Source organism: Rhizobacter sp. SG703 (assembly GCF_012275445.1).
Lineage (GTDB): Bacteria > Pseudomonadota > Gammaproteobacteria > Burkholderiales > Burkholderiaceae_C > Rhizobacter.
Genome location: NZ_JAAZQK010000004.1, coordinates 44,334 through 70,157 on the forward strand (window position 1 = coordinate 44,334; position 25,824 = coordinate 70,157).

The 25,824-nt window shown below is 69.1% G+C and carries 26 protein-coding genes and 1 other RNA gene; 8 read left to right on the forward strand and 19 right to left on the reverse strand.

Translation table 11 applies throughout. From position 1 onward, the window contains the following. Positions 1–24 precede the first annotated feature (24 nt). From FHT26_RS08370 to FHT26_RS08400, 7 genes are all read left to right on the forward strand, one after another. Positions 25–243, forward strand: a complete 219-nt coding sequence (locus FHT26_RS08370) for a DUF4089 domain-containing protein (protein ID WP_168559700.1) — start codon at positions 25–27, stop codon at positions 241–243. A 118-nt stretch (positions 244–361) separates the two neighbouring features. After that, the gene (locus FHT26_RS08375) at positions 362–1,747 is read left to right on the forward strand and encodes an AtzE family amidohydrolase (protein WP_168560109.1); all 1,386 of its coding nucleotides are present in this window, start codon (positions 362–364) and stop codon (positions 1,745–1,747) included. A 3-nt stretch (positions 1,748–1,750) separates the two neighbouring features. Continuing rightward, entirely contained in the window at positions 1,751–2,125 is a 375-nt protein-coding gene (gene hpxZ / locus FHT26_RS08380; protein WP_168559701.1) for an oxalurate catabolism protein HpxZ, read from the forward strand. Continuing rightward, entirely contained in the window at positions 2,122–2,835 is a 714-nt protein-coding gene (locus FHT26_RS08385) for a GntR family transcriptional regulator (protein ID WP_056817425.1), read from the forward strand. The genes hpxZ and FHT26_RS08385 overlap by 4 nt, the downstream gene beginning before the upstream one ends. A gap of 377 nt (positions 2,836–3,212) precedes the next feature. After that, positions 3,213–4,079 (forward strand): FecR family protein, encoded by an 867-nt coding sequence (locus FHT26_RS08390; RefSeq protein ID WP_168559702.1) that lies wholly within the window; start codon positions 3,213–3,215, stop codon positions 4,077–4,079. A gap of 65 nt (positions 4,080–4,144) precedes the next feature. Continuing rightward, complete coding sequence (locus FHT26_RS08395) at positions 4,145–5,014, forward strand: Tll0287-like domain-containing protein (protein WP_168559703.1); 870 nt, start codon at positions 4,145–4,147, stop codon at positions 5,012–5,014. Between the two features lie 21 nt (positions 5,015–5,035). After that, on the forward strand, positions 5,036–6,427 hold the full coding sequence (locus FHT26_RS08400) for a serine/threonine-protein kinase (RefSeq protein WP_168559704.1): 1,392 nt from the start codon (positions 5,036–5,038) through the stop codon (positions 6,425–6,427). Positions 6,428–6,695: 268 nt separating this feature from the next. Here FHT26_RS08400 and FHT26_RS08405 read toward each other — a convergent pair whose 3' ends face one another. From FHT26_RS08405 to FHT26_RS08455, 11 genes are all read right to left on the reverse strand, one after another. Continuing rightward, entirely contained in the window at positions 6,696–7,373 is a 678-nt protein-coding gene (locus tag FHT26_RS08405; RefSeq protein WP_168559705.1) for a cysteine hydrolase family protein, read from the reverse strand. After that, complete coding sequence (locus tag FHT26_RS08410) at positions 7,370–8,959, reverse strand: ABC transporter ATP-binding protein (protein ID WP_168559706.1); 1,590 nt, start codon at positions 8,957–8,959, stop codon at positions 7,370–7,372. Before FHT26_RS08410 ends, FHT26_RS08405 begins: the two co-directional genes overlap by 4 nt. A gap of 55 nt (positions 8,960–9,014) precedes the next feature. Then, positions 9,015–9,788, reverse strand: coding sequence for an ABC transporter ATP-binding protein (locus FHT26_RS08415; protein ID WP_168559707.1), 774 nt, complete (start codon positions 9,786–9,788; stop codon positions 9,015–9,017). After that, positions 9,785–10,555 carry an ABC transporter permease gene (locus tag FHT26_RS08420; RefSeq protein WP_210427307.1) on the reverse strand — a complete coding sequence of 257 codons (771 nt, stop codon included), beginning with the start codon at positions 10,553–10,555 and terminating at the stop codon, positions 9,785–9,787. Before FHT26_RS08420 ends, FHT26_RS08415 begins: the two co-directional genes overlap by 4 nt. A gap of 16 nt (positions 10,556–10,571) precedes the next feature. Then, a complete protein-coding gene (locus tag FHT26_RS08425) occupies positions 10,572–11,540 on the reverse strand; it encodes an ABC transporter substrate-binding protein (protein WP_168559708.1) in 969 nt (322 codons plus the stop codon). After that, positions 11,537–12,259 carry a biuret amidohydrolase gene (gene biuH / locus FHT26_RS08430; RefSeq protein ID WP_168559709.1) on the reverse strand — a complete coding sequence of 241 codons (723 nt, stop codon included), beginning with the start codon at positions 12,257–12,259 and terminating at the stop codon, positions 11,537–11,539. The genes FHT26_RS08425 and biuH overlap by 4 nt, the downstream gene beginning before the upstream one ends. Further along, positions 12,256–13,170 (reverse strand): ABC transporter permease, encoded by a 915-nt coding sequence (locus FHT26_RS08435; RefSeq protein ID WP_490362779.1) that lies wholly within the window; start codon positions 13,168–13,170, stop codon positions 12,256–12,258. The genes biuH and FHT26_RS08435 overlap by 4 nt, the downstream gene beginning before the upstream one ends. Positions 13,171–13,175: 5 nt before the next feature. Beyond that, positions 13,176–14,333 carry an ABC transporter permease gene (locus FHT26_RS08440; RefSeq protein WP_168559711.1) on the reverse strand — a complete coding sequence of 386 codons (1,158 nt, stop codon included), beginning with the start codon at positions 14,331–14,333 and terminating at the stop codon, positions 13,176–13,178. Positions 14,334–14,349: 16 nt separating this feature from the next. Continuing rightward, the gene (locus tag FHT26_RS08445) at positions 14,350–15,465 is read right to left on the reverse strand and encodes a BMP family ABC transporter substrate-binding protein (protein ID WP_168559712.1); all 1,116 of its coding nucleotides are present in this window, start codon (positions 15,463–15,465) and stop codon (positions 14,350–14,352) included. Between the two features lie 291 nt (positions 15,466–15,756). After that, the gene (locus FHT26_RS08450) at positions 15,757–16,860 is read right to left on the reverse strand and encodes a carbonic anhydrase (RefSeq protein ID WP_168559713.1); all 1,104 of its coding nucleotides are present in this window, start codon (positions 16,858–16,860) and stop codon (positions 15,757–15,759) included. A gap of 57 nt (positions 16,861–16,917) precedes the next feature. Beyond that, the gene (locus tag FHT26_RS08455) at positions 16,918–18,144 is read right to left on the reverse strand and encodes a multidrug effflux MFS transporter (protein ID WP_168559714.1); all 1,227 of its coding nucleotides are present in this window, start codon (positions 18,142–18,144) and stop codon (positions 16,918–16,920) included. Positions 18,145–18,231: 87 nt separating this feature from the next. Here FHT26_RS08455 and FHT26_RS08460 point away from each other — a divergent pair, with 87 nt between their 5' ends. Continuing rightward, positions 18,232–19,386 (forward strand): HD-GYP domain-containing protein, encoded by a 1,155-nt coding sequence (locus tag FHT26_RS08460; protein ID WP_168559715.1) that lies wholly within the window; start codon positions 18,232–18,234, stop codon positions 19,384–19,386. 2 nt (positions 19,387–19,388) lie between these two features. On the opposite strand, the gene rnpB is transcribed toward FHT26_RS08460, so the two are convergent. From rnpB to FHT26_RS08500, 8 genes are all read right to left on the reverse strand, one after another. Beyond that, positions 19,389–19,732, reverse strand: an RNA gene (gene rnpB, locus FHT26_RS08465) — RNase P RNA component class A. A gap of 9 nt (positions 19,733–19,741) precedes the next feature. Then, a complete protein-coding gene (locus FHT26_RS08470; RefSeq protein ID WP_168559716.1) occupies positions 19,742–20,584 on the reverse strand; it encodes an NYN domain-containing protein in 843 nt (280 codons plus the stop codon). Continuing rightward, on the reverse strand, positions 20,581–21,621 hold the full coding sequence (gene pyrC, locus FHT26_RS08475; RefSeq protein ID WP_168559717.1) for a dihydroorotase: 1,041 nt from the start codon (positions 21,619–21,621) through the stop codon (positions 20,581–20,583). Before pyrC ends, FHT26_RS08470 begins: the two co-directional genes overlap by 4 nt. Positions 21,622–21,650: 29 nt before the next feature. Continuing rightward, positions 21,651–22,385 (reverse strand): amino acid ABC transporter ATP-binding protein, encoded by a 735-nt coding sequence (locus FHT26_RS08480; protein ID WP_168559718.1) that lies wholly within the window; start codon positions 22,383–22,385, stop codon positions 21,651–21,653. Positions 22,386–22,399: 14 nt separating this feature from the next. Beyond that, a complete protein-coding gene (locus FHT26_RS08485) occupies positions 22,400–23,065 on the reverse strand; it encodes an amino acid ABC transporter permease (protein WP_168559719.1) in 666 nt (221 codons plus the stop codon). Then, positions 23,062–23,769, reverse strand: a complete 708-nt coding sequence (locus FHT26_RS08490; protein WP_246867802.1) for an amino acid ABC transporter permease — start codon at positions 23,767–23,769, stop codon at positions 23,062–23,064. The genes FHT26_RS08485 and FHT26_RS08490 overlap by 4 nt, the downstream gene beginning before the upstream one ends. 159 nt (positions 23,770–23,928) lie before the next feature. Further along, positions 23,929–24,831 carry a transporter substrate-binding domain-containing protein gene (locus tag FHT26_RS08495; RefSeq protein WP_168559721.1) on the reverse strand — a complete coding sequence of 301 codons (903 nt, stop codon included), beginning with the start codon at positions 24,829–24,831 and terminating at the stop codon, positions 23,929–23,931. 109 nt (positions 24,832–24,940) lie between these two features. Continuing rightward, positions 24,941–25,807 (reverse strand): amino acid ABC transporter substrate-binding protein, encoded by an 867-nt coding sequence (locus tag FHT26_RS08500; protein WP_168560111.1) that lies wholly within the window; start codon positions 25,805–25,807, stop codon positions 24,941–24,943. Positions 25,808–25,824: the final 17 nt, after the last annotated feature.

The window sequence follows — 25,824 nt, forward strand, 5'->3', positions numbered from 1 at the left end:
TCCCGCGCAAGGAGGTCTCCTGCCATGACCGACACCACGCCATCCGACATCGTGGACTTCGTGCGCGCCAGCGCCCGGCTGCTCGAGCTGCCGCTCGACGATGCGCAGGTCGCGCGCGTTGCGACGCACCTGGCCCGCACGCGCACGATGGTGGCGCCGCTGCGGCTGCTGCCGCTGGGTCCCGAGCTGGAGCCGGCGGAGGTCTACTGCCCTGCACCGTTTCCAGCCGAGGATCCGGCATGAGGCGGGCCGAGCGCCGGGCCGCTCCCGAGCCGGCCCGCGTCCCCTCGGGGGACCGGCCGACGTACCCGTCGGACGAGGGGTTGTCGTGACCGCGCGGCATGCGACGCACGCCGGTGGGATGACCACCGGCATGTCGGTGGTGCGCGCGGTGCGCAGCGGCGAGATGCTGGCCGAAGAGGCGCTCGAGCATTGCATCGCCCGCATCGAGGTCTGCGACGCGCGCGTCAACGCCTTCACCGACGGCACCTTCGAGCGGGCGGGGCGCGAGGCGCGCGCGATCGATGCGCAGCGCGCCCGCGGCGAGGTGCTGCCGGCCCTGGCCGGGCTGCCGTATGCGGTGAAGAACCTGTTCGACATCGAAGGCCTGACGACGCGCGCCGGCAGCAAGGTGCGCCAGGGCGAGCCGCCGGCCGCCGCCGACGCGGTGCTGGTCGAGCGGATGCGCGCGGCCGGCGCGGTGCTGGTCGGCGCGCTGAACATGGACGAGTTCGCCTACGGCTTCACCACCGAGAACAGCCACTACGGCCCGAGCCGCAACCCGCGCGACCTGGAGCGCACGGCCGGTGGGTCGTCGGGCGGCTGCGGGGCCGCGGTGGCGGCCGGCCAGGTGCCGGTGACGCTCGGCTCCGACACCAACGGCTCGATCCGCGTGCCGTCCTCGCTGTGCGGCGTGTGGGGGCTGAAGCCGACCTTCGGGCGGCTGTCGCGGCGCGGCAGCTTCCCGTTCGTCGCGAGCCTCGACCACCTGGGGCCGTTCGCGCGCAGCGTCGAGGACCTGGCCGCCACCTACGACGCGCTGCAAGGCCCCGATGCGCTCGATCCCGGCTGCCACGCCACCCGCGTGCAGCCGGTGCTGCAACAGATCGGCCACCCGCTGACCGGCCTGCGCATCGGCGTGCTGGGCGGCTACTTCGACGACCACGCCGGGCCGGCGGCGCAGCGGGCGGTCGCGATCGCGGCCGAGGTGCTGCATGCGACGCGCGGCGTGCTCTGGCCCGATGCCGCGCTGGCGCGGGCCGCCGCCTTCGTCACCAGCGCGGCCGAGGGCGGCGCGCTGCACCTGCCGGCGCTGCGCGAACGCGCCGCCGAGTACGAGCCGCTGTCGGTCGACCGCTTCATGGCCGGCGCGCTGCAGCCGGCCGAGTGGTATGTGCGGGCGCAGCGCTTCCGGCGCCTTTACCGCGAGCGCGTCAATGCGCTGTTCGCCGACTGGGACGTGCTGCTCGCGCCGGCCACGCCGGTGCAGGCCACGCCGCTCGGCGCCGAGCGTTTCGAGCTGAACGGCGTGCCGATGCCGACGCGCCCGTCGATGGGCCTGCTGACGCAGCCGGTGTCGTACGCCGGCTGCCCGGTGGTCGCCGCGCCGCTGTGGCCGGACGGCCAGCTGAGGCTGCCGATCGGCGTGCAGGTGATCGCCGCGCCGTGGCGCGAAGACCTCGCGCTGCGCGTCGCCCGCGCGCTGGAGGCGAGCGGCGCGGCGGTGTCGCCGGTGGCCGGGATCTGAGCCATGGAGATCAACCGGCCCGACGTGCTGGCCGCGCTCACGGCGGCGTTCGAGCGCTACGAGCGGGCGCTGGTCGGCAACGACGTCGCGGTGCTCGACGAACTGTTCTGGGACAGCCCGCACACGCTGCGCTACGGCGTCGGCGAGAACCTGTACGGCATCGAGGCGATCCGCGCGTTCCGCACGGCGCGGCCGGCGACCGGGCTGGCCCGCAGCGTGCTGCGCACCCAGCTGACGACCTATGGCGAGGATTTCGCGACCACGCACATCGAGTTCCAGCGCGACGGCGGCACGCGGCCCGGCCGGCAGACGCAGACCTGGATGCGCACCCCCGCGGGCTGGCGCGTCGTATCGGCCCATGTAAGCTTGCTGGGATGAAACCGCTGGCCACGAAGACCGCCCCGCGCGCCAATCCCCGCGAACTGACCCGCGCCGAAGGCGCCTACCGGCGCATCAAGGCGGCCATCTTCGACTTCGTGCTGCTGCCCGGCGACGGCTTCACCGAGAGCGACATGGCCGAGCGGCTCGAGATGTCGCGCACGCCGGTGCGCGAGGCGCTGTTCCGCCTTGAGCTCGAAGGCTATGTGCAGGTGGCGTTCCGCAGCGGCTGGAGCGTGTCGCCGTTCGATTTCCGCAAGCTGGAGGAGCTGTACGACCTGCGGGTGGTGCTCGAGGCCACCGCGGTCGACCGGCTGTGCGCGGCCGAGCCGATGCCCGATCTGGGGCTGCTGAAGGCGACCTGGCTGGTGCCCGAGAAGGAGCGCAAGGCCGACACCGCCGAAGTGGCGGCGCTCGACGAGGCCTTCCATGCGACGCTGGTGTCGGCGGCCGGCAACCTGGAGATGGCGCGGGTGCATGCCGACGTGACCGACGGCATCCGGATCGTGCGCCGGCTCGACTTCACGCAGCCGCCGCGCATCAGCGCGACTTACGACGAACACGCGAAGATCCTGAAGGCGATCCTCGCGCGCCGCGCCGACGCGGCCAAGCTGATGCTGCGCACGCACATCGAGGCGAGCAAGGCCGAGGTGCGCAAGATCACGCTGCACAAGCTGCACAGCGCGCGGCCGGCGGCGGGGGAGTTGTGAGACGAGGGCTTCGACAGGCTCAGCCCGGCCCTTCGACAGGCTCAGGTCCTTCGGCAAGCTCAGGACGATCGGGCCCTTCGACAGGCTCAGGTCCTTCGGCAAGCTCAGGATGATCGGGCCCTTCGACAGGCTCAGGTCCTTCGGCAAGCTCAGGATGATCGGGCCCTTCGACAGGCTCAGGTCCTTCGGCAAGCTCAGGACGATCGGGCCCTTCGACAGGCTCAGGGCGAACGGGTTCGCGGGCGGGCTGGAACGGAAATTCCCGTTCGGGCTGAGCCTGTCGAAGCCCCTCCCCTGAGCCCGTCGAAGGGCCCGTCACGCACTGCCGTTATGCTTGTCGGCCCCCAAACCCACGCCCACGAAGCGAAGATATGCCCATGTGGCTGAAAACGTTGCGGAGCCTGCTGTTCACTGTTCCTCTGATCGCAGCGGCCGCGCCGCCGGCCGCCCCGCTGGCGACGTTGACCATCGTCGACGGCGAGGCCGTGCTGATCCGTGAGGCGGCCCGCTACGCACCGGCCGAAGGCGTGCGGCTGCTGCGCGAGGACATCGTCGAGACCGGCACCCAGGGCCGCCTGCTGCGCATCGAGTTCCCCGACGGCCTGATCGCCGACCTCGGTCCGGCCACCCGGGTGCAGATCGCACCGAAGCTGGCCGGCCGCCCGCCGGGCCGCTTCTACCTGCTGCAGGGCTGGGTCAAGGTGACGGCGCCCGCCGCGGTGGCCGGCCCGGTCTTCAACAGCCCGCTGTTCGATGCGAACCTCGTCGCGCAACGTGCCGTCGTCTCGGTGCAGGCGCAGGATGCCAACGTGTTCGCCGAGGCCGGCGAGGTCGCGCTGGTCGAACTGCTCGACGGCCGGCCGCTGGGCAACGTGACGCTGAAGGGCGAGCAGTTCCTGACCCGCGCAGGCGCCCCGAAGGCCAGCGTCGCGGCCCGGCCGAGCGCCGCCTTCGTCCAGCGCGTGCCGAAGGATTTTCTCGACACGCTGCCGTCGCGGCTGGAGCGCTTCAAGACCCGCGAGGTCGAACCGGCCCGGCTGTCGGGCATCGCCTATGACGACGTGTCGGCCTGGATCGACGCCGAGGCCGGGCTGCGCGCCGGCTTCGTGCCGCGCTGGAAGGGCGAGGCGCGCAGTGCCGATTTCAGGCGCGGCCTGGTCGGCACGCTGCGTTCCCACCCGGAATGGGACCGCACGCTGTTCCCCGAGAAATACCTGCCCAGGAAGGTCGAAACCCGACCCTGACGCCGGCACGTGCGTCCGTTTGGCCATCACCCTCGTAAGTCCCGGCACCATCCCCAAGAGGCCCCATGAAGCTGCTGCTCAAATTCAACCTGGTGTTCCTGATCGTGTTCGCGCTCGGCCTGGGGGCCGCCGGCACCATCGCCCGCGGGCTGCTGCAGCAGAACGCCCACGACGAAGTGCTGGACCGTGCGCGGCTGCTGATGGAGAACGCGCTGGCGGTGAGCTCCTACACCGCGACGCAGATCGCGCCGCTGCTGGAGACGCAGATGAAGTACACCTTCCTGCCGCAGTCGGTGCCGGCCTACTCGTCGACCGAGGTGCTGAACACGCTGCGCAAGAACCACCCGGAATATGCCTACAAGCCGGCGATGCTGAACCCGACCAACCCGCGCGACCGCGCGCAGGACTGGGAAGAAGACGTGATCCAGCAGTTCAGGCAGAACCCGGAGCGCAGCGAATTCGTCGGACAGCGCGCGACGCCGTCGGGCCCGGTCACCTACATCGCGCGGCCGATCAAGCTGTCGAACCCGGTGTGCCTGCGCTGCCACAGCACGGTCGACGCGGCACCCAAGCCGATGGTCGACAAGTACGGCCCGGCCAATGGCTTCGGCTGGACGATGACCGAGGTGCTGGGCGCGCAGGTGGTGTCGGTGCCGATGTCGGTGCCGCTGGAGCGCGCCGACCGGGCGTTCCGCATCGTGATGGCGCTGCTGGCAGGGGTGTTCCTGCTGATCGTGCTGGCGCTGAACCTGATGCTGTGGCAGTTGGTGATCCGGCCGGTGAGCCGGCTGTCGACGCTGTCGGACCGGGTCAGCCTGGGAGAGCTCGACGCGCCGGAGTTCAACACGAAATCGCGTGACGAAATCGGCGTTCTGGCCGAATCCTTCGCGCGCATGCGCAAGAGCCTGGTGCACGCGCTCAAACTCCTTGAGTGAAATCACGCGCGCGCCCCGCCCATGAAACACCCTGAGCAACTCGGCAAGTACCCGATCACCGGCGTGATCGGCGAAGGCGCCATGGGCGTGGTGTACAAGGCGTTCGACCCGGTCATCCAGCGGCCGGTGGCGATCAAGACGATCCGCAAGCACCTGGTCGGCGAAGACCTGTCGGGCTCGTCCACCGCGGATCGCTTCCGCAACGAGGCGCAGGCGGTCGGGCGCATGTCGCACCCGAACATCGTGCCGATCTACGAGTACGGCGAAGACGACGACACCGCATTCATCGCGATGGAGTATGTCGAGGGCCGCACGCTGTCGAAGATCCTCGCTGCCACGCCCCGGCTGCCCGAGGTCGACATCCTGAAGCTGATGGACCAGCTGCTCGATGCACTGGACTGCGCGCACCGCCATGGCGTGTGGCACCGCGACATCAAACCGGCCAACCTGATGGTCACCACGGCCGGCCAGCTGAAGGTGACCGACTTCGGCATCGCGCGCATCGAGTCGCAGGTGCTGACGCAGATGACCTCGACGATCGGCACGCCCGGCTACATGGCGCCGGAGCAGTACGTCGGCGAGAGCGTCGACCACCGTGTCGACGTGTTCGCGGCCGGCGTGCTGCTGTACGGCATGCTGGTCGGCCAGTCGCCGTTCCGCGGTTCGCCCGAGGCGGTGATGTACAAGGTGATGAACGACGAGCCGGTCGCGCCGAGCCGGATCGACATCGCGCCGCGGCCGGCGTTCTACGACGGCATCGTCGCCCGCGCGATGGCGAAGAAGCCGCAGGACCGCTTCGCGAGCGCGGCGCTGTTCCGCCAGGCGCTCGCGAAGCGCGTGCTGCCGGTCACCGACGACGAATCCGAAACGACCATCATCATGGCGCCGCCGCGTGCGGCCGCGCCGCCATCGGCCGACCCGCATGCGCCGACGGTCGTGATGTCGGCCGGATCGGCGCGCACCACCACGCCGCTGACCGGCTGGGATCCGCAGACGCTGGCGCGTGTCGAGCTGGCGCTGGCCTCGTTCGTCGGGCCGGTCGCGAAGGTGCTGGTGCGCAACGCGGCGCGTTTCAGCACCGACCTGCCGAGCCTGGCGGCCAAGGTCTGCGAGCACCTGGGCAGCGATGCCGACCGGGCGCGCTTCACCGCGAAGCTCGGCGCGACCGGCACGCAGGCGCTGCAGCACCCGGCGAACCCGTCGCTGCCGACCGGGCACCATGCGCTGACCGACGAGATGGTCACGCAGTCGCGCAAGGTGCTGACGTCGCACCTCGGGCCGATCGCCGGGGTGCTGGTGAAGAAGGCGCTGGCGAAGGCGCAGTCGCAGGAGCAGTTCATCGCGCTGCTGGCGGAGAACGCGGCGGCGGGGAAAGAGCGCGAGAAGTTGATCGAGGCGTTGAAGCGCGGGTGAGGCCGCCGCAGTTCGATGCAAGCCCGGTAGCTGAAGCTCCGGTTCTTCTTCTGCCCGGTCAGCTCCGACAGCCGGGCCATCGCCAGCCCGGCATCCCGTGCACCGTCGACATGGGACTCCGGCGCCAGCACCGGACGCACCGGCGGCAGCGGACGCGGCATGAAGGCGCGCACCGCCTCACCCGCGGCGGTGCTCCTGACGTAGGTGCCGGTGCTGCGCATCGTATGAAAGCCGCCTTGAATGGCGGACCACCATACAAAAGACTTCTTCAATTTGCGATCTGCCTTTGAAAGGCCGCTCGAACAGCCCGCAGCGACGCCGTCCACCCGACGATCCCGCCCTGTGCGCGGATCATCGCGAGCGTCGCCGCCTTGAACTGCGGAAAGTACGAACCGGTCGCCTCCTCGACCAGCAGGCATTCGTAGCCGCGGTCGTTGGCCTCGCGCATCGTTGTCTGCACGCACACCTCGGTCGTCACGCCGCCGAAGATCAGCCGCGTGATCTGCTGCTCCTGCAGCACCTGGGCCAGCCGCGTCGCATGGAACGCGCCCTTGCCCGGCTTCGCGATCACCACGTCGCCGGGCTCGGGCATCAGCTCGGGCACGAAGCCCGCGCCCGGCTCGCCGTCGATCAGGATGCGCCCCATCGGCCCCGGGTCGCCGATGCGCAGGCTCGGCTTGCCGCGCAGCCGCTTGGCCGGCGGGCAGTCGGACAGGTCCGGCCGGTGGCACTCCTGCGTGTGCACCACCAGCACGCCCATCGCGCGGCACAGCGCCACCAGCTCGACCGCCGCCGGCACCACCGGCGCCAGCAGCGAGACGTCGTTGCCGAGCGCCGCGCCGAAGCCGCCCGGCTCGATGAAATCGCGCTGCATGTCGATCATCACCAGCGCGGTGTGCGCCGGCTCGAACTCGAACGGACCCGGCAACGCGTCGACCTGGATCATCGATGGCTCCCGCCCATGAACCCGCCCAGCACGTGGCGGTCGGCCTGCAATGCATCGGCCTCGTGCACGATCCGCCCCTCGCTCATCACCGCGATGCGGTCCGACAGCGCCAGCAGTTCGTCGAGGTCCTCGCTGATCAGCAGCACCGCGCCGCCGCGGTTGCGCACGTCCATCAGCCGCTGGTGGATCTCGGCAACCGCCGCGAAATCGAGCCCGAACACCGGGTTCGAGACGATCAGCACCTCGGCCTCGTCGCTCAGCTCGCGCGCCAGCACCGCGCGCTGCACGTTGCCGCCGCTCAGCGTGCGGATCGGCGCCAGCTCGCCGCGCGTCCTGACGCCGAACTCGGCGATCAGCCGGCGCGCCCGCTCGCGCAGTGCCGACGCGCGCAACCAGCCGCTGCGCGTCGCCGGCGCCCGGTCGAAGGCCCGCAGGCCGATGTTGTCCGACACGCTGAGCTCGCCGACGCAGGCATTGCGCAGCGGCTCTTCCGGCAGGCTGCGCACCTTCAGGCGCCGGTTCTGCGCACGCGTCGCGGCGAAGCGCTCGCGCTGCTCGCCGTCGCCGACCCACACCTGGCCCGACACCCGGCGGCGCTGGCCGACCAGCGCCTCGGCAAACTCGCGCTGGCCGTTGCCCGACACGCCGGCCACGCCGACGATCTCGCCGGCATGCACGCTCAGGCTCAAGCCGTCGACGGCGACCTGCCCGCGGTCGCCATCGACCGTCAGCGACTCGATCGCCAGCCGCGCGGCGCCCCGCTCGCGCACCGCCCGCTGCGGCGGCGCGAACTCGCGCTTCGCTTCTGTCGGCCCGTCGGCGGGCCCGCCGGTCGCGCCGATCATTTCGGCCGCCAGCTGCTGCGGATCGGTCTCGGCCACCCGGTGCGCCGCCACCAGCCGGCCGCGCCGCAGCACGCTGACGTCGTCCGCGTACGCCATGACCTCGCGGAACTTGTGCGTGATCAGCACGATGCTGCAATCGCCCGCCTGCGCGCGCTCGCGCAGCAGGCCCAGCACCTCGTCGGCCTCCTGCGGCGTCAGCACCGAGGTCGGCTCGTCGAGGATCAACAGCCGCGGCTTCAGCAGCAGCTGCTTCAGGATCTCGAGCTTCTGCTTCTGCCCGGCCGACAGCTGCTGCGGTGTCGCGTCGAGGTCGAGCCTGAACGGCGTCGTCTCCAGGAAGGCGGCCAGCTCGGCACGCACCGTCGGCCAGTGGATGACGGCGGGCAGCCGGCCGCGCGCGAGCAGCAGGTTCTCGGCCACCGTCATGCCGGGCACGACGGTGAAGTGCTGGTAGACCATGCCGATGCCGAGCTCGCGCGCGACGACCGGCGACGCGATGTCGCGCTCGCGGCCGTCGATCAGCACGCTGCCTTCTTCGGCGCGCTGCCAGCCGACCACGCATTTCACCAGCGTGCTCTTGCCGGCGCCGTTCTCGCCGAGCAGCGCGTGCACTGTCCCGGGCCGCACCGCGAGCGACACGCTGTCGAGCGCGGTGAAGGCGCCGAAGCGCTTCGTCAGCCGATAGGTGTCGAGCGCCAGCGCACCGGTCGGCCGCGCCACCGGGTCCATCGGCGCGGTCATCCGGATGCCTCCGTGCTTCGCACTCCGGATGCGACCTTGGGGCGGCCCGGCGGTCTCATGCCTTCATCTCCCTGCGGAACACGTCGAGCGTGTGCGCCTTCACGCGCACGAAGCGCTCGTCGGACACCGCCTCCGGCCGCCGCGGCCGCGGCATGTCGAAGGGCACGAACTCGGCGATGCGCGTCGGCCGGCGCGTCAGCAGCAGGATGTGGTCGGCCAGGAACACCGCGTCTTCCAGGTCGTGCGAGACGATCACCATCGTCACCCCGGTCGCGAGGTGCGCCTCCTGGAGCTTCTCGCGGATGAACAGCGTCATCTCGAAATCGAGTGCCGAGAACGGTTCGTCGAGGAACATCACCTCCGGCCGCGGCGCCAGCGCCCGCATGATGCACACCGTCTGCATCTGGCCGCCCGAGAGCTCGTACGGGTAGCGCTTCAGGTCGAAGCGGATCTCGAACAGCGCGACCAGCTCGTCGACCCGCTCACGCACCTGCGGCTCCTTCATGCCCTTGCGGCGCAGCGGGTAGGCGATGTTGTCCCAGGCGGTGATCCACGGGAACAGCGCGTCGCGGTAGTTCTGGAACACGTAGCCGATGTCGGTCTGCTTCAGCGTCTTGCCGTCGAACAGGATCTCGCCGGCGTCCAGCGGAATCAGCCCGGCGATCATGTTCATCAGCGTCGACTTGCCGCAGCCGTTGGGCCCGAAGATCGAGACGATCTCGCCGCGCGGCAGGTCGAGGTCGAAGCCGGTGTACAGCGGCACGCCGGCGAACGATTTGCTCAGCCCGCGGATCGTCACGTGCGGCAGGTTCATCGGACGCGCGGTCATGCCTTGCCGCTCCAGTGGATCAGCTTCTTCTCGACCAGCAGGAACGCGAGGTTCAGCAGGTAGCCGAGCGCGCCGGTGACGAGGATCGCGGTGTACATGTCCTTCACGTTGAACACCTGCTGCGCATCGATGATGCGGTGGCCGAGGCCGGTCTCGGAGCCGATGAACATCTCGGCGACGATGACGATCACCAGCGCCATCGACACCGCGCTGCGCAAGCCGACGAAGGTCTGCGCGAGGCTCTCCATCAGCATCACGTCCTTGAACACATGCCAGCGCGACACGCCCATGATCTGCGCCGCCATCACCCGCGTCTTCTTCGCGTTCATCACCCCGTAGGCGCTGTTGAACAGCACGATCAGCATCGCACCGAAGCTGGCGATCGCGATCTTGTTGATGTCGGTGATGCCGAAGATCAGCATGAACAGCGGGATCAGCGCCGAGCTCGGGGTCGAGCGGAAGAAGTCGATCACGAACTCGACGCTGCGGTAGGCCAGCTCGGAGCTGCCGAGCAGCACGCCCAGCGGCACGCCGACCAGCACCGCGATGCCGAACGCTGCCAGCGTGCGGTACAGGGTGGACAGCAGGTCCGGCAGGATCGCGCCGCTGGTCACCGCACCCCACAGGTAGGCCAGCGTCTCTCCCGGCGGCGGCAGCAGCACCGGCTTGATCCACTTCGCCGAGATCACCAGCTCCCACAGGCCGAACAGCAGCAGCGGGCCGATCAGCGGAAGCAGCCGTCGGTCCATCAGGCGCGATGCGAACATGGTGGCCTCCCGGCGCTCAGGCGGTGTAGAGCAGCGGCTTCACCGGCACCGCGCGCGAGAAGATCTTGCGCTCGGTGAACACGTCGAAGAACTTCTGGAAGGCGTCGATGTCGCTCGGCTTGAACTCGTTGTACAGCGTGAAGCCCGACAACGGCACCTCCTTCACCAGCGACGCGTCGATCGACGTGAAGCCGTCGAGGTGGTTGCGCGATTCGTCGGGGTTCCTGCGCACGTGCTCGACCGCCTTCGCATACGCGGCGATGTACTTCTTCGCGTCGGCCGGGCGCTCCTTCAGCAGCGTGGCGGTCACGCTGGCCGAGCCGCCGAACCACGGCGCGTCGGCATCGCCGAGCACGTACTTGCTGATCACGCCGGTCTCGAGCACGCGCGTCAGGCCCTTCAGCCGGCCCGCAGTGCCGGTGGGCTCCAGCGTGTAGACCGCGTCGATCTGCCCGCCGACCAGCGCCGGCACGTGCTGGCCGACCGGCAGCTCGGTGACCTGCGGGTTCGCGACGCCGTTCTTCTCGAGCATGATCTTCGCGAGCGTGACGTTCTGGATGCCGGGGCCGCTGGCGATCTTCCTGCCCTTCAGGTCGGCGAGCGACCTGATCGGGCTGTCTTTCGCGACGACGAACTCGTCGAGCACCAGCTTGTGGTTCGACGGGTTGCTGCAGATGATCTTGAACAGCCCGGGCGAGGTGATCTCGGCCAGCGCCAGTACCGCCGACGCGGTGCCGTTGGCCGAACCGTGGATGCGACCCGAGATCATCGCCTCGGCCACCTGCTGGGCGCTGGAGAACTTGACGCCCTCGACATGGAGCCCGGCCTCCTTGAAGGTGCCCAGCTCCAGGCCGGCGTACAGCGGCAGCCCGCTCGCGATCGGCCAGTAGCCGATCAGGATCGCGTCGTCCGCGGCGCGGGCGAAGGAGGCCGCGCCGAGCGAGGCGGCGGCGAGGGTCTGCAAGGTGCGGCGGCGGGTGATCATGGGGACTGCTCCTGGTGAATCTGGATCGCGTCGATCAACGCATTCGACTCGGCGACCGCGCCGAACACGCCGCCCTGCATCGTCACCATCTTCAGCGCCGCGAGGTGGTTGCCGGGGTCGGTGGCGGCGGTGCAGTCGGCGAGGATCAGGCATTCGTAGCCGCGGTCGTTGGCGTCGCGCATCGTGGTGTGCACGCAGACGTCGGTCGTGATGCCGGCCAGCACCAGGTTGCGGATGCCGCGGGTGCGCAGGATCAGGTCGAGGTCGGTCGCGTAGAACGAGCCCTTGCCGGGCTTGTCGATCACCGGCTCGCCGGGCAGCGGCGCCAGCTCGGGGATGATCTCCCAGCCGGGTTCGCCGATCGTCAGGATGCGGCCGCAGGGCCCGACATCGCCGATGCCGATGCCGCCGGCGCCGATCTGGCGCGAGCGCCAGCGCTTGTTGGCCGGCAGGTCGCTCAGGTCGGGGCGGTGGCCTTCGCGGGTGTGGATCAGCAGGTGGCCGGCCGCGCGCATCGCGGCCATCAGGCGCTGCAGCGGTTCGATGGGTGCGCGCGTCAGGCCGATGTCGTAGCCCATCTTGTCGACGTAGCCGCCGACGCCGCAGAAATCGACCTGCATGTCGATCACGACCAGCGCGGTGTTGTCGGTGCGCAGGTCGCCGTCGAACGGCCAGCGGTAGGGGTCGGCCTGCACGTGGCGGGTCGTCGCGGGGTTCATCGCGAGACGCCCAGTTCGGCCGGTGCACCCTTGACGGCGCGCGTCGGCGAGCAGGTCCACACCAGGATCGCGAGCGTCAGCACATACGGCACCGCGTTGAAGAGGTAGTAGCCGCTGCTGATGCCCACCGACTGCAGCGCCGGGCCGAGCGCGCCGGCGCCGCCGAACAGCAGCGCGGCACCGAGGCAGCGCCATGGGTTCCAGCGCGCGAAGATGACAAGTGCCACCGCGATCAGCCCCTGCCCGCTCGACAGGCCTTCGTTCCAGCTGCCCGGGTAGTGCAGCGACAGCGAGGCACCGCCCAGCCCCGCGATGAAACCGCCGGCCACCGTGGCCGCGATGCGGATGCCGTTGACCGAGTAGCCGAGCGAGCGCGCCGCATCGCTCGAGTCGCCGGCCATGCGCAGCACCAGCCCGAAGCGCGTCGCCCGGAAGCCCCACGACAGCAGCGCCGCGAGCGCGACGCCGATCGGGAACAGCGCATTGACCTGCAGCGCCGAGCGGATCTGGGCCGAGCTGCTCCAGTCGCCCAGCGCCAGCGCCGGGATCTGCGGCGCCTGCGGCTGGATCAGCGGCTTGCCGAGGTAGAACGCCAGCCCGCTGCCGAGCAGCATCAGCGCGATGCCGGTGGCGACGTCGTTGACGCGCGGCAGCGAGCACACCAGGCCGTGCAGCAGCGCGAGCGCCGCGCCCGACAGCCCGCCGACCAGCACGCCGACCCAGGCCGAGCCGCTGAGGTACGCGCCGCCGAAGCCGCTCATCGCCGAGAACACCAGCACGCCTTCGAGCCCGAGGTTGATGCGGCCGGCCTTCTCGGTGACGCATTCGCCAAGGCTCACCATCAGGAACGGCGTGCCGACGCGGATCGCGCCGCCGAGCACGGCGATCAGCACGTTGACGAACAGTTCCATGCTGGTCATGACAGCCCCTCGTCCGACGAGTGCGTCGGCCACTTGCCCGAGGGGAGGGCGGGCCGGCTCGGAAGCGGCCCGGCGCTCAGTCCGCTCACGGCGCCACGCACAGGGCCTGACACGGCGCTCGCGACGAACAGCCTGCCGCGCAGTGCCTCGCTCGCGAGGATCAGCAGGAACGCGAAGCCCTGCAGCACCAGCACCGACGCGTCGGGCAGGTCCATGCGCCGCTGCAGCAGGCTGCCGGCCGCGCCGAAGCCGCCGAACAGCACCGCCACCGGCATCACGGCCCACGGGTTGTGGCGCGCGACGAAGGACACCAGGATGCCGCTGTAGCCGAGGCCGGCGATCAGCGCGGCGTTTGCGCTGGTGTGCACCGCCAGCACCTCGATGCCGCCGGCGAGCCCGGCACACGCACCGCCGAGCGCGCAGGCGATGACGATCAACCGCGTGCCCGGCAGGCCGACCAGCAGCGCGGCACGGGCGTTGCCGCCGACCACGCGCGTCGCGAAGCCGGACGGCGTCTGGAACAGCCACAGCCCCGATGCGATGCAGGCCACGATGCCGAAGGCCAGGCCCCAGTGGATGTCGCTGCCGCCGATGCCGCCGATCAGCAGCCCGTCGGCGATCGGCCGGGTCGACGGCTTGTTGAGGCTGGCCGGGTCGCGCAGCGGGCCTTCGACCAGGTGCTTGAACAGCGCGATGGCAATGTACGCGAGCAGCAGGCTGCTGATGGTTTCGTTGACGCCGCGCCGCTGGCGCAGCAGGCCGACCAGCGCGATCCAGCCCGCACCGGCCGCGCCGGCCGCGGCCAGCAGCAGGGCGCTGCCGAACGCATTGGCCGGCGGCGTGACGACGTACGGCAAGGTCGCGCCGGCCAGGCCGCCCAGCACCAGCGCGCCCTCGCCGCCGATCACCACCAGCCCGGCGCGTGCAGGGATCGCAACGCACAGCGCGGTGAGCATCAGCGGGGCCGCGCGCTGCAGCGAGTTCTGCCACGAGAACCAGTCGCCGAACGCGCCCTTGAACAGCAGCGTCCACGCGTCGACCGGGCTCTTGCCGCCGGCCCAGACGAAGGCGCCGAACAGCAGCAGCGCGCCGCCCATCGCAAGCAACGGCAGCGCGACCGATTCGAGCGTTTCGGCCTGGCGTGCGGACAGCATCGCGTGCTCGTCGGGCTCAGGCGCCGGTCTTGCCGACGACGCCTTCGACCAGGTAGTTCATGCCTTCCAGCGTGGGATCGGTCTGCCTGAAGACCTTGCCGGCCTCGATGATCGTCTTGCCGGCGTTGTCCTTCAGCGGGCCCTTGAAGATGTCGAAGCTGCCCTTCAGCATCGCGGCCTTCACGTCATCGGCCGCCTTCTTCGCCGGGGCCGACACCATCGAGCCGTACGGCGACGGCTTCACGAAGCCTTCCTTCAGCCCGCCGCGCACGAAGTTCGGATGCGGCTTGCCGCTGCGCGCCGCGTCGATGATGGTCTTGTACGCGGTGATCCAGTTCCACTCGGCGCCGGTGAGGTAGGCGGCAGGCGCGAGCTTCGCTTGGCTCGCGTGGTAGCCGCAGACGAACTTGCCGCGCTTGGCCGCCGTCTCGACGATCACCTTCGGCCCGTCGACGTGCATCGTGAACACGTCGACGCCCTGGTCGGCGAGGCTGTTGGTCGCCTCGGCCTCCTTGACCGGCATCGACCAGTCGCCAGTGAAGATCACCGTGGTGGCGATCGACGGATCGACCGAGCGCGCGCCCATCGTGAAGGCGTTGATGTTGCGCAGCACCTGCGGGATCGGCTTGGCCGCGATGAAGCCGAGCTTCTTGCTCTTGCTCATGTGGCCGGCGACGACGCCGTTCAGGTACTGGCATTCGTCGATGTAGCCGAAGAAGCTGCCGGTGTTCTTCGGGTGCTTGCCTTCGGTCCACATGCCGCCGCAGTGGGCGAAGCGCACGTTCGGGTTCTTGCCCGCCACCGCGAGCATGTGCGGATCGAAATAGCCGAACGAGGTCGGGAACAGCAGCGTCGCGCCGTCCTGCGAGATCATGCCCTGCATCGCCTTCTGCACCGCGGTGGTCTCGGGGACGTTCTCCTCTTCGACCGCCTTGATGCCGGGCAGCTTCTTGATCTCGGCCACCGCCTCGGCATGCGCCTGGTTGTAGCCGAAGTCGTCCTTCGGGCCGACGTAGATGAAGCCGACGGTGATCGGCGCCTGCGCGTGCGCGAGGCCGCCGAAGCCACCGAGTGCCAGCGCCGCGCCGGCGCCCTTCAGAACGTCCCGACGATTGAATTCCGCTGTCGCCATCACACCGCTCCTGTGCGTTGCCCGCATGAAGGGGATCGCAGGACCCGTGCCCGAAAGCACGCACCGTCCGCTCGCCCGGTTTAGAACACCTTCTTGTATACATGCAACGGGCGTGCCAGCGGGATTGCACCGGGCACACCAGGGCGCGGCACGGAATGAGTGCTGCGTGAGGAGCCCAAACGAGGGCGCGATGCCAAGACCGGAGCGCCAAGCACGGGCGGCGCAGCACCAAAAGCGACCAGCGCGCCGTTCCCACGACGCGCCGCAAGCGCGCAGCGACGATTGGGGGGCCTAGTTCGAGCCTTTGATGAGGCGCCCGCTCGCCGACTGGATCGGCCGCGCATTCATCGGGTACAGCCGCGAGAAGATGCCGATCTGCTCCGGCGAGATGCCCACCGGCTGCTTCATCACCATCCACAGCACGCCTTCGCTGCACGGCGGCGTCGTCAGCGAGCCCATGTAGGTGTAGTAGCCGCGCTCGGGCGGCAGCAGCGCGTTCAGGTCGAGCGTCGCACGCGCGGCGACCTCGTCGCCCTTCTCGAGCGGCAGGTTGTTCCACACCGTCTGCACCACCTGCTGCGTGTTGCCGCGGTCCAGCAGCACCGCGACCACCGCGAGCTTGCCGTCGAGGTCCTTGTGCACCAGGTGCGCGACCATGTCGAACTGGCGGCCGTTGATGCGCTCCTCCGACGGCCGGTGGAAGTGGAACTGCAGCAACTCGAAGCGCCGGCCCATCACCTCGATCGAATTGCCGGGCGACACGTTGACCTGTACCGTGTGGCCGTTGTCCAGCACCTTGAAGCTGCTGGGCTTGTAGTCGAACTGCACCGGATCGAGCTGCACCGAGATACCGTCGCGGATGTCGATCGGGCTCTGGCGCTTGCCGGCCGAACACGCGCTGAACTCCGGCTTCAGCTTGCTCCAGTTCTCAGGTGCGCCGTCGCCGCTGTAGTCCCAGTGCGGCGATGCGCCATGCGCGGCCACCACCGAACGCGACGGCCGGCCGGCGGCGATCGCCCGCGGCTCGGCCGGCTCGTGCGCGTCGAGCGCGGCCGCGGTGCCGCCGCCACCGGCTTGCGGCACCGCGGCCCGCACCAGCGTGGTCGATGCCGCACCGGGCCGGTTGGCCACGCGCACGATGTCGGGGTTGGCGTCGGCCTGCTGCGCACCAAGCTTCTCGGCCAGGCGCTGGCGCAGGCGGTCCATCGGGTCCTCGAAGCCGCGCGCCTTGGCGGCCTTGGCCGCGGCCGGCTTGTCGGAATCGGCGTCCTTCATCGGCTTGACCGGCGAGCTGCGCGGGTCCGGCGAGCGAACATCGGACGCCTGCGCCGCAGCGGCGCACAGGCTCAGGCCGAGCACGGCCGCAGCGACGCGGCCAGACAGGATGGTGGACATGGTGGAACGCTCCCGGCACGCCACCGGGATTCGGGGCGCCTGTCGCGATATCGGCCGTCAGGCGGCAGGCTTGAGCTTCAACACCACCCGCGGCTTGACCCAGATCCACGCGACGACGCCGATGCTCATCATCAGCAGCGACGCGATCGCGAGCCAGAGCGTGGAATGCATCACCAACGGCGCGATCACGCCGGCCACCAGGCCGTTGGCGAGGCTGCCGATGCAGGCCTGGAACGACGACGCCATGCCGCGCCGCTCGGGCACCAGGTCGAGCGTCATCAGCGTGACCACCGGCACCATCAGCGCCCAGCCGAACGCGAAGATGCCGATCGGCGGCAGCGCCCACCAGGCCTGCGGCACGAACAGCAGGTTCAGCGCCAGGTTGACGACCGAGACCACCAGCATGATCACGAAGCCGTGGCGGATCTGGTGGTGCGGCTTGATCTTCCCGGCCAGCCGTCCGGAGACCCAGGCGCCACCCATGATCCCGCTGATCGTGATCAGGAAGAACCAGAAGAACTGGCCGGGCTGCAGGTGCAGGTGGTCGCCGAGGAAGACCGGCGCCGACAGCACGTACAGGAACATGCCGTTGAACGGGATGCCGCTGGCCAGCGCGAGCATCAGGAAGCGCGGGTTCGCGCCGAGCTGCCGGTAGCCGCGCATCAGGTGGCGCACGTTGAACGGCTGCTTGTGCGACGCGTGCAGCGTCTCGGGCAGCAGCCGCCAGTTGCCGATCCACAGCGCAATGCCGATGGCCGTCAGGAACCAGAAGATCGCATGCCAGCCGATGTTCACGAACAGGAAGCCGCCGACCATCGGCGCGATGGCCGGCGCGATGCCGAAGTAGATGGTGACCTGCGACATCACGCGCTGCGCATCGGCCGGCGGGAACATGTCGCGGATCACCGCCCGCGAGACGACGATGCCGGCACCGGCCGACATGCCCTGCAGCGCGCGGAAGAACACCAGCGCGCCGATGTGCTGCGACAGTGCACAGCCGGCCGAGGCGAGCGTGAACACCGCGATGCCCCACAGCACCACCGGCCGGCGGCCGAGGCTGTCGGACAGCGCGCCGTGGAACAGGTTCATCACCGCGAAACCGAACAGGTAGGCCGACAGCGTCTGCTGCATCTCGACCGGCGTCGCGCCGATCGACTGCGCGATGCCGGTGAAGGCCGGCAGGTAGGTGTCGATCGAGAAGGGCCCCAGCATGCCGAGGCAGGCGAGCAGCGCGGCCAGGGCCCAGCGCGGGGCGCGCCAGAGTTGTTGTGCGTCGGGGTTCATGCGGAGCGTCGAGTGTAGCGGGCGGGGCGCCGCGCGATACGGGTTTGCCGGCTCGACCCGCGACGCGGCTTGCCTCACACTGGCCCGATGGGCTCCCCGTCGGACCGCATCCCGCTGGTCCAGGTGCGCGATCTGCTGCACGTGGGCGAGCCGCTGCCATTCCGCATCCTCGACACGCACGAACGGCTGCTGCTGAACGCCGGGCAGCTGCTGCTCGACGAACGCCAGCTCGACGACCTGCACGAACGCGGCGCGTGGGCGGAACGGCCGCTGGTCGAGGCGGCCCGGCAGGCACAGGCCGCCGCCGCCAAGAAGTCCCAGACTGCTGCCGCCCTGTCGGTCTTCGACCGCTGGGAGCGCTTGATGCATCACTTCGACCAGGTGCCTCGCGCGCTGCAGCGCCGCGAGGCGCAGGGCAGCGCGGTGACGACCTTCTTCACCGCGCTGCAGGCGCTGGTCGACCGGGATCCGGACGTGGCGCTGTTCGAATGCATGCGCCAGGAAGAGCGCCGCTTTGCGCTCTACCCGTTCCGCCATGCGGTGCGGGTGGCGGCGCTGTCGCTTCTGACCGCCCGCCAGCTCGGGTGGACCCCGCAGCGCTGCACGTCGCTCGGGTGTGCCGCGCTGACGATGAACCTGTCGATGCTCGACCTGCAGGCCATCCTGGCCGCGCAGGACACGGCGCCGACCCGCAAGCAGATGGAGCAGATCCGGGCGCATCCCGAAGCCTCGGTCGCGATGCTGCAGGCCGCCGGCGTCGATGACGAGACCTGGCTGGCGACCGTGCGGGGCCACCACGAACAGCTGGGCGGCACCGGCTACCCGCACGGGCACGAACCGAGCCCGGAAGCCCGCGTGCTGCGCGCGGCCGACGTCTACATGGCCAAGGTCAGTGCGCGCGAAAAGCGCCCGGCGATGACGCCGCAGATGGCCACGCGCCAGCTGTTCCAGCAAAGCGCCGGCGATGAACTGGCGATGGCCATGATCAGGACCGTCGGCGTGCACCCGCCCGGCAGCCTGGTGCGGCTGCACTCCGGCGAGGTGGGCGTGGTCATCCGCCGGGCCAGCACCGGGCCGCACCCGATCGTCGCGACGCTCAGCGACAAGAACGGCAAGCCGGTCGGCGAAACCCACCGCCGCGATTCGTCGCACGCCGATTTCTCGATCGAAGGCGCCGCCGAGAACGCCGCCGCGTTCCCGCGCATTCCGCCGGAACGGGTGTATGGCCTGATGGCCGGCTGAAAGTGTGAAGCGGACCGATAGGCCGGATTCTGTGCATCCCCTTGCCTTGCGGCGCGGGAACGTGACCGCCATTCCTCTGGGCCGGGCATCGCTGCCCGGCTCGGTGCTACCTACCCGCACACTCCTCGGGCCGAATCAACGTGTGCCTATTTGGTATTGCTGCGCGTAGAGATTGCCCGTTTCACCCGCCACGCCGGCCTTGCGACCGATGCGGCGACTCGTCTCTGTTGCTCTGATCCTCACCTCGCGGTGGACAGCCGTTGGCTGCTACGCTGCCCTGTGCAGTCCGGACCTTCCTCCAGTGCGCCCTTTCGGGCCTTGCACCAGCGGCGGTCTGGCCCGCTTCACCGGCGCATTATCCCCTGGTCTTCGCGAGGCGCTTGTCGCGCAGCACCACCTGGCTGCCGCGGCGGTCGAGTTCGAACAGCTGCGTCGCCTCGATCAGGTCGATCAGCTTGCGGTAGCCGTAATTGCGCGGGTCGAACGAGGCCTGGTTGCCGATCTGCTGGCCGACCGCGCCGAGCGCCGACCAGCCGTCTTCGCCGGCCGCCGATTCCGCCGCATTGCGCAGCAGCGACACCAGCCGCGCGTCCTGCTTCAGCGCCGCGGTGTCCTGGCGCAGCGGCGCGGCCGGCTCGGCCGCCGCCGGCGCGGGTTCCGGCGCCGCCTTCGCGCCGCCGCGCGTCTTGCGACCGGCCGCCGGCTTCGCCTTCGCGGGCTTCGGCGCGCTGTCGGCCTCGGCCACGTCGACCGGCTGGCCCAGGTTCTCGAGGTACAGGAAGCGCGAGCAGGCGTTGACGAAGGGCATCGGCGTCTTCTTCGCGCCGAAGCCGTAGACCAGCGCACCCTTGGCCTTCAGGTGCATCACCAGCGGCGTGAAGTCGCTGTCGGACGAGACGATGCCGAACGCGTCGGGCTGGTCGGTGTAGAGCAGGTCCATCGCCTCGATGACCATGCCCATGTCGGTCGCGTTCTTGCCCTTGCTGTAGTCGAACTGCTGCACCGGCCGGATCGCATATTCGTGCAGCACCGCCTCCCAGCCCTTCAGCCCGTCCTTCTTCCAGTTGCCGTAGGCGCGGCGGATGTTCGCGACGCCGACCTTGGCCAGCTCCGCGAGGATCACGTCGATCTTGCTGGCCGGCGAGTTGTCGGCATCGATCAGCAGCGCGATGCGGGCGGGCTTGTCGAGCAGGGTCATGCGGTCTCCAATTTCCAGCCAAGGGTCTCGCCGCCGCGCAGCGGCTTCAGCGTGGCCTCGCCGAATGGCAGGGCTTCGGGGAGTGTCCATGTTTCGCGGCGCAGCGTCACGCGGCCGCTGTTGCGCGGCAGGCCGTAGAAATCGGCGCCGTTGAAGCTCGCGAAGGCCTCCAGCTTGTCGAGCGCGCCGGCCGCGTCGAAGGCCTCGGCATACAGCTCCAGCGCCGACAGCGCGGTGTAGCAGCCGGCGCCGCACACCGACTGCTCCTTCAGGTGCGACGCATGCGGCGCGCTGTCGGTGCCGAGGAAGAACTTCGTGCTGCCCGAGGTCGCCGCCTGCACCAGCGCCTGACGGTGCAGCTCGCGCTTGAGCACCGGCAAGCAGTAGTAGTGCGGCCGCAAGCCGCCCTGGAAGATCGCGTTGCGGTTGTAGAGCAGATGGTGCGCGGTGACGGTGGCGGCGGTGTACGCATCGGCCTGCGCGACGTACTGCGCCGCTTCGCGCGTGGTGATGTGCTCGAACACCACCTTCAGCTCAGGGAAGTCGCGGCGCAGCGGCTGCATCACGCTGTCGATGAAGACGGCCTCGCGGTCGAACACGTCGACCGCCGGGTCGGTGACCTCGCCGTGCACCAGCAGCAGCACGCCTTCGCGCTGCATCGCCTCGAGCGTGGCGTAGGTCTTGCGCAGGTCGGTGACGCCGGCATCGCTGTTGGTGGTGGCACCGGCCGGGTAGAGCTTCAGCGCGACGATGCCCGCGTCCTTCGCACGGCGGATCTCGTCGGGCGGCGTGCGGTCGGTCAGGTACAGCGTCATCAGCGGCTCGAAGGCCGAGCCCGCGGGGCGCGCCGCGAGGATGCGTTCGCGGTACGCGACGGCCTGCGCCGCGGTGGTGACCGGCGGGCGCAGGTTGGGCATCACGATCGCGCGGGCGAACTGGCGCGCGGTGTCGGGCAGCACCGCGGCAAGCGCGGCGCCGTCACGCAGGTGAAGGTGCCAGTCGTCGGGCGTGGTCAGGGTGAGTGAATCGGTCGTCATCGGCCGATTTTCGCACCCGCGCCATCAGTTCAATGTTGAAGGATCTTCGAGAGGAAATCCTTCGCGCGCGGCGTGCGCTCTTCCGGCTTGCCGAAGAAGCTGTCCTTGCTGCAGTCCTCGACGATCTTGCCGGCGTCCATGAAGATCACGCGGTTGCTGACCTTCTTCGCGAAGCCCATCTCGTGCGTGACGCACATCATCGTCATGCCTTCGTTGGCCAGCTGCACCATCACGTCCAGCACCTCGCCGACCATCTCCGGGTCGAGCGCCGAGGTGGGCTCGTCGAACAGCATCACGATCGGGTCCATGCTGAGCGCGCGGGCGATGGCCACGCGCTGCTGCTGGCCGCCCGACAACTGGCCGGGGTACTTGTCCTTGTGCGCGCTCAGGCCGACGCGGTCGAGCATCTTCATGCCGCGCTGCTTCGCCTCGTCGGGCTTGCGGTTCAGCACCTTGATCTGCGCAAGCGTCAGGTTCTCGGTGACCGTGAGGTGCGGGAACAGCTCGAAGTGCTGGAACACCATGCCGACGCGGCTGCGCAGCTTCGGCAGGTTGGTCTTCGGGTCGGAGATCGAGATGCCGTCGACGACGATGTCGCCCTTCTGGATCGGCTCCAGCGCGTTCACCGTCTTGATCAGCGTCGACTTGCCCGAGCCCGACGGGCCGCAGACGACGACGACCTCGCCCTTCGCGATGCTGGTGGTGCAGTCGGTCAGCACCTGGAAGCTGCCGTACCACTTCGAAACGTTGTTGATCTTGATCATGGGAATCTCCGGACTCAGCGGATGATGGCGATCTTCTTTTGCAGGCGACGCACGAGCATCGACAGGCTGAAGCAGATCACGAAGTAGACGACGGCAGCGACCAGGTAGGTCTCGACCGGGCGGTTGAAGTTCTTGCCCGCCACCTCGAAGCCCTTCAGCAGGTCGTAGGCGCCGATCGCGTAGACCAGCGAGGTGTCCTGGAACAGGATGATGGTCTGCGTCAGCAGCACCGGCAGCATGTTGCGGAAGGCCTGCGGCAGCACGATCAGCTGCATCGTCTGGCGGTAGGTCATGCCGACCGCGTAGCCGGCGTACACCTGCCCGCGCGACACGCTCTGGATGCCGGCCCGCATGATCTCCGAGTAGTACGCCGCCTCGAACACCGTGAAGGTGACGATGGCCGACAGCTCGGCGCCCATCGGGCGGCCGATCAGCAGCGGGATCAGCAGGAAGAACCACAGGATCACCATCACCAGCGGGATCGAGCGCAGCGTGTTCACGTAGAACGCCGCCGGCATCACCAGCCACTTCTTGCCCGACAGCCGCATCAGCGCGAGCAGCGTGCCCAGCGCGATGCCGCCGAGCATCGCGACCAGCGTCAGCTGCACCGAGAAGATCAGGCCCTTGGCGACGAACGCCGAGACGACGTTCCAGTTCAGGAAGGCGAAGTCGAGGTTCATTTGCCACCTCCGAGCGTACCGGGCACCTGCACCTTGTGCTCGATGAGCAAGGCCAGGCGGTTGATCGCGAACGCGGAGATGAAGTACAGCCCGGTCACGGCGAGGTAGACCTCGATGCCGCGCGAGGTTTCTTCCTGCGCCTGCATCGCGAACATCGTCATTTCGGAGATGCTGACCGCGAACGCCACCGACGAGTTCTTGATGATGTTCATCGACTCGCTGGTCAGCGGCGGGATGACGATGCGGAACGCCATCGGCAGCAGCACGTAGCGGTAGGTCTGCGGCAGCGTCAGCCCCATCGCGAGGCCGGCGTAGCGCTGGCCCTTCGGCAGCGCGTTGATGCCCGCCTTGACCTGCTCGGCCACACGTGCCGACGTGAAGAAACCGAGCGCGAACACCACCAGCAGGAAACTGGGCACCGCCCGCAAGCTCAGGAACAGCGACGGGATCACGTGGTACCAGAGGAAGATCTGCACCAGCAGCGGAATGTTGCGGAACAGCTCGACCCAGCATTCAGCGAAGAACGCCACCCCCTTGTTCGGCACCGTGCGCAGGATGCCGATCAGCGAACCCACGACCAGCGCGACCACCAGCGACAGCAAGGCCACCGACAGCGTCCAGCCCCAGGCAGACATCAACCATTCGAGGTAGGTCTGCCCGCCCCCCGTGTCTTGCAGGAATACCTGCCAGTCCCACTTGCCCAAGGCATTGCTCCAATTCTTGTGAGGGGTACGACCACGGCGCTGCCCCAATGAAAAGCGCGACGCGGGTCACCCTGCGCCGCGCTGGGGGGACTGTAAGCAAGTGTCGCGCCCAGTGGCGTCAGGGCTTACCTCAGTCCCCATCCATCGCAAGAGCCCGCCTTATTTCTTGGCGTAGTCTTCCATCGGCTTGTCGTTCGGATTCGCCCAGGCGTTCTTCGTGGCTTCGGACAGCGGCAGGCCGACCTTGGTGTTGCTCGGCGGGATCGGCTGGTTGAACCACTTGTCGTAGGTCTTCGCCAGGTCGCCGGACTTGATCTGCGCCTTGATGCTGTCGTCGACCGCCTTCTTGAAGGCCGGGTCGTCCTTGCGCAGCATGATCGCGATCGGCTCGACGCTCAGCACTTCGCCGACGATCTTGAAGTCGGCCGGGTTCTTCGCGCGCGAGATGTTGCCGGCGAGGATCTGGCCGTCCATCACGAACGCATCGGCACGGCCCGATTCGAGCAGCAGGAAGCTGTCGGCGTGGTCCTTGCCGAACACTTCCTTGAAGTCGAGGCCGGTCGCGCGCTCGTGCTTGCGCAGCGTCTGCACCGAGGTCGTGCCGGTGGTGGTGGCCACCGTCTTGCCGGCCAGCTGGGCGATGCTGGTGATGCCGGAGTTGGCCTTCACCGCGATGCGCACTTCTTCGACGTAGGTGGTGACGGCGAAAGCGACGTCCTTCTGGCGGGTCGCGTTGTTGGTGGTCGAGCCGCATTCGATGTCGACGGTGCCGTTCTGCACCAGCGGAATGCGGTTCTGCGAGGTCACCGGCTGGTACTTGATGTCGAGCTTGGCCAGGCCCAGCTGCTTCTGCACGTCGGCCAGCACCTTCTGGCAGACGTCGTAGTGGAAGCCGGCGTACTTGCCATCTCCGAGCGTGTAGGCCAGCGCGCCGGACGATTCGCGCACGCCCATCGTGACGGTGCCGCTGTCCTTGATCTTCTTCAGCGTGTCGCTCTGCTGCGCCTGGGCAACGCCCGTGACGACCAGCAGGACGGCAACGCTCAGCCATGCCTTTTTCATACGATCTCCTTCAGGGTGGAAAAGAGGGGGTGGGGGAACCCCCCTACAACGAAATTCTAGGGACACGGGGTCTACGCACTTCCACGTAGACGGGCCGGCCGTGGCGGCGTCAGCCGGGCACCTGGTCCGACGGGTACTTCCAGAAGTCGCGCAGCAGGTAGTTCATCGGCAGGTTCAGCGGCAGGTTCTTCGGCGGGATCGGCTTGTTGAACCAGTGATCGTAGATCGCATAGGCCTCGCGGCTGAGGATCAGGCGCTTCATTTCTTCGTCGCAGATCTTCTTGAACTCGGGATCGTCCTTGCGCATCATGATGGCGAGCGGCTCGATGGTCAGGAACTTGCCCACCACCTTCAGCTTGCCCGGGTCGGCACTCGACGAGATCAGGCCATAGAGCAGCACGTCGTCCATCACGAAGCCGTCGGCCTCGCCGGCCAGCACCATCTGCATCGCCTTGGCATGCTCGGGCGCCTCGAGGATGGTGATGCGCAGCAGGCGTTCGCGGTTCGCGCGGTCCACCTCCTTCAGCGGCGTCGTGCCCTTGGTCGACACCAGCTTCTTGCCCTCGAACATCGGCAGCTCGGCGATCGGGCTGTCGGCCAGCACCATGTAGCGGGCCCCGGTGATGTAGTGCGGGATCGTGAAGGCCACCTTCTGGCGGCGCTCGGCGTTGTTGGTCGTCGAGCCGCACTCCAGGTCGGCCTTCCCGTCGACCACCATCTGGATGCGGTTGCCGGCGGTGACGAGCACGTACTCCGGCGCAATGGTCTTGATCTCGAGCCGCTTGCGCACCGCTTCGGCCAGCTTCAGGCACAGGTCGACCGCATAGCCGACCGGCTTCTTGTCGGCATCGAGGTACGAGAACGGCAGCGACGATTCGCGGTGCGCGATCAGGATCTTGCCGGTCTGCCTGATGCGGTCGAGCACCGGGCCGGTGGGGACCGGTGCAGCCGCCGGAGTCGCCGCGCCGGCCGGCATCGCGAGGGTCAGCGCAG

What these genes read in the sequence shown, in the direction of transcription:
- FHT26_RS08370 (WP_168559700.1), top strand. Translation starts at nt 25, where the DNA reads ATGACCGACACCACGCCATCCGACATCGTGGACTTCGTGCGCGCCAGC.
- FHT26_RS08385 (WP_056817425.1), top strand. Translation starts at nt 2,122, where the DNA reads ATGAAACCGCTGGCCACGAAGACCGCCCCGCGCGCCAATCCCCGCGAA.
- FHT26_RS08425 (WP_168559708.1), bottom strand. Translation starts at nt 11,540, where the DNA reads ATGATCACCCGCCGCCGCACCTTGCAGACCCTCGCCGCCGCCTCGCTC.
- FHT26_RS08450 (WP_168559713.1), bottom strand. Translation starts at nt 16,860, where the DNA reads ATGTCCACCATCCTGTCTGGCCGCGTCGCTGCGGCCGTGCTCGGCCTG.
- FHT26_RS08445 (WP_168559712.1), bottom strand. Translation starts at nt 15,465, where the DNA reads ATGGCGACAGCGGAATTCAATCGTCGGGACGTTCTGAAGGGCGCCGGC.
- FHT26_RS08440 (WP_168559711.1), bottom strand. Translation starts at nt 14,333, where the DNA reads ATGCTGTCCGCACGCCAGGCCGAAACGCTCGAATCGGTCGCGCTGCCG.
- FHT26_RS08395 (WP_168559703.1), top strand. Translation starts at nt 4,145, where the DNA reads ATGAAGCTGCTGCTCAAATTCAACCTGGTGTTCCTGATCGTGTTCGCG.
- FHT26_RS08435 (WP_490362779.1), bottom strand. Translation starts at nt 13,170, where the DNA reads ATGGAACTGTTCGTCAACGTGCTGATCGCCGTGCTCGGCGGCGCGATC.
- pyrC (WP_168559717.1), bottom strand. Translation starts at nt 21,621, where the DNA reads ATGACGACCGATTCACTCACCCTGACCACGCCCGACGACTGGCACCTT.
- FHT26_RS08500 (WP_168560111.1), bottom strand. Translation starts at nt 25,807, where the DNA reads ATGCCGGCCGGCGCGGCGACTCCGGCGGCTGCACCGGTCCCCACCGGC.
- FHT26_RS08480 (WP_168559718.1), bottom strand. Translation starts at nt 22,385, where the DNA reads ATGATCAAGATCAACAACGTTTCGAAGTGGTACGGCAGCTTCCAGGTG.
- FHT26_RS08410 (WP_168559706.1), bottom strand. Translation starts at nt 8,959, where the DNA reads ATGACCGCGCCGATGGACCCGGTGGCGCGGCCGACCGGTGCGCTGGCG.
- FHT26_RS08455 (WP_168559714.1), bottom strand. Translation starts at nt 18,144, where the DNA reads ATGAACCCCGACGCACAACAACTCTGGCGCGCCCCGCGCTGGGCCCTG.
- FHT26_RS08415 (WP_168559707.1), bottom strand. Translation starts at nt 9,788, where the DNA reads ATGACCGCGCGTCCGATGAACCTGCCGCACGTGACGATCCGCGGGCTG.
- FHT26_RS08390 (WP_168559702.1), top strand. Translation starts at nt 3,213, where the DNA reads ATGTGGCTGAAAACGTTGCGGAGCCTGCTGTTCACTGTTCCTCTGATC.
- FHT26_RS08495 (WP_168559721.1), bottom strand. Translation starts at nt 24,831, where the DNA reads ATGAAAAAGGCATGGCTGAGCGTTGCCGTCCTGCTGGTCGTCACGGGC.
- FHT26_RS08400 (WP_168559704.1), top strand. Translation starts at nt 5,036, where the DNA reads ATGAAACACCCTGAGCAACTCGGCAAGTACCCGATCACCGGCGTGATC.
- FHT26_RS08420 (WP_210427307.1), bottom strand. Translation starts at nt 10,555, where the DNA reads ATGTTCGCATCGCGCCTGATGGACCGACGGCTGCTTCCGCTGATCGGC.
- hpxZ (WP_168559701.1), top strand. Translation starts at nt 1,751, where the DNA reads ATGGAGATCAACCGGCCCGACGTGCTGGCCGCGCTCACGGCGGCGTTC.
- FHT26_RS08460 (WP_168559715.1), top strand. Translation starts at nt 18,232, where the DNA reads ATGGGCTCCCCGTCGGACCGCATCCCGCTGGTCCAGGTGCGCGATCTG.
- FHT26_RS08375 (WP_168560109.1), top strand. Translation starts at nt 362, where the DNA reads ATGACCACCGGCATGTCGGTGGTGCGCGCGGTGCGCAGCGGCGAGATG.
- FHT26_RS08470 (WP_168559716.1), bottom strand. Translation starts at nt 20,584, where the DNA reads ATGACCCTGCTCGACAAGCCCGCCCGCATCGCGCTGCTGATCGATGCC.
- biuH (WP_168559709.1), bottom strand. Translation starts at nt 12,259, where the DNA reads ATGAACCCCGCGACGACCCGCCACGTGCAGGCCGACCCCTACCGCTGG.
- FHT26_RS08405 (WP_168559705.1), bottom strand. Translation starts at nt 7,373, where the DNA reads ATGATCCAGGTCGACGCGTTGCCGGGTCCGTTCGAGTTCGAGCCGGCG.
- FHT26_RS08485 (WP_168559719.1), bottom strand. Translation starts at nt 23,065, where the DNA reads ATGAACCTCGACTTCGCCTTCCTGAACTGGAACGTCGTCTCGGCGTTC.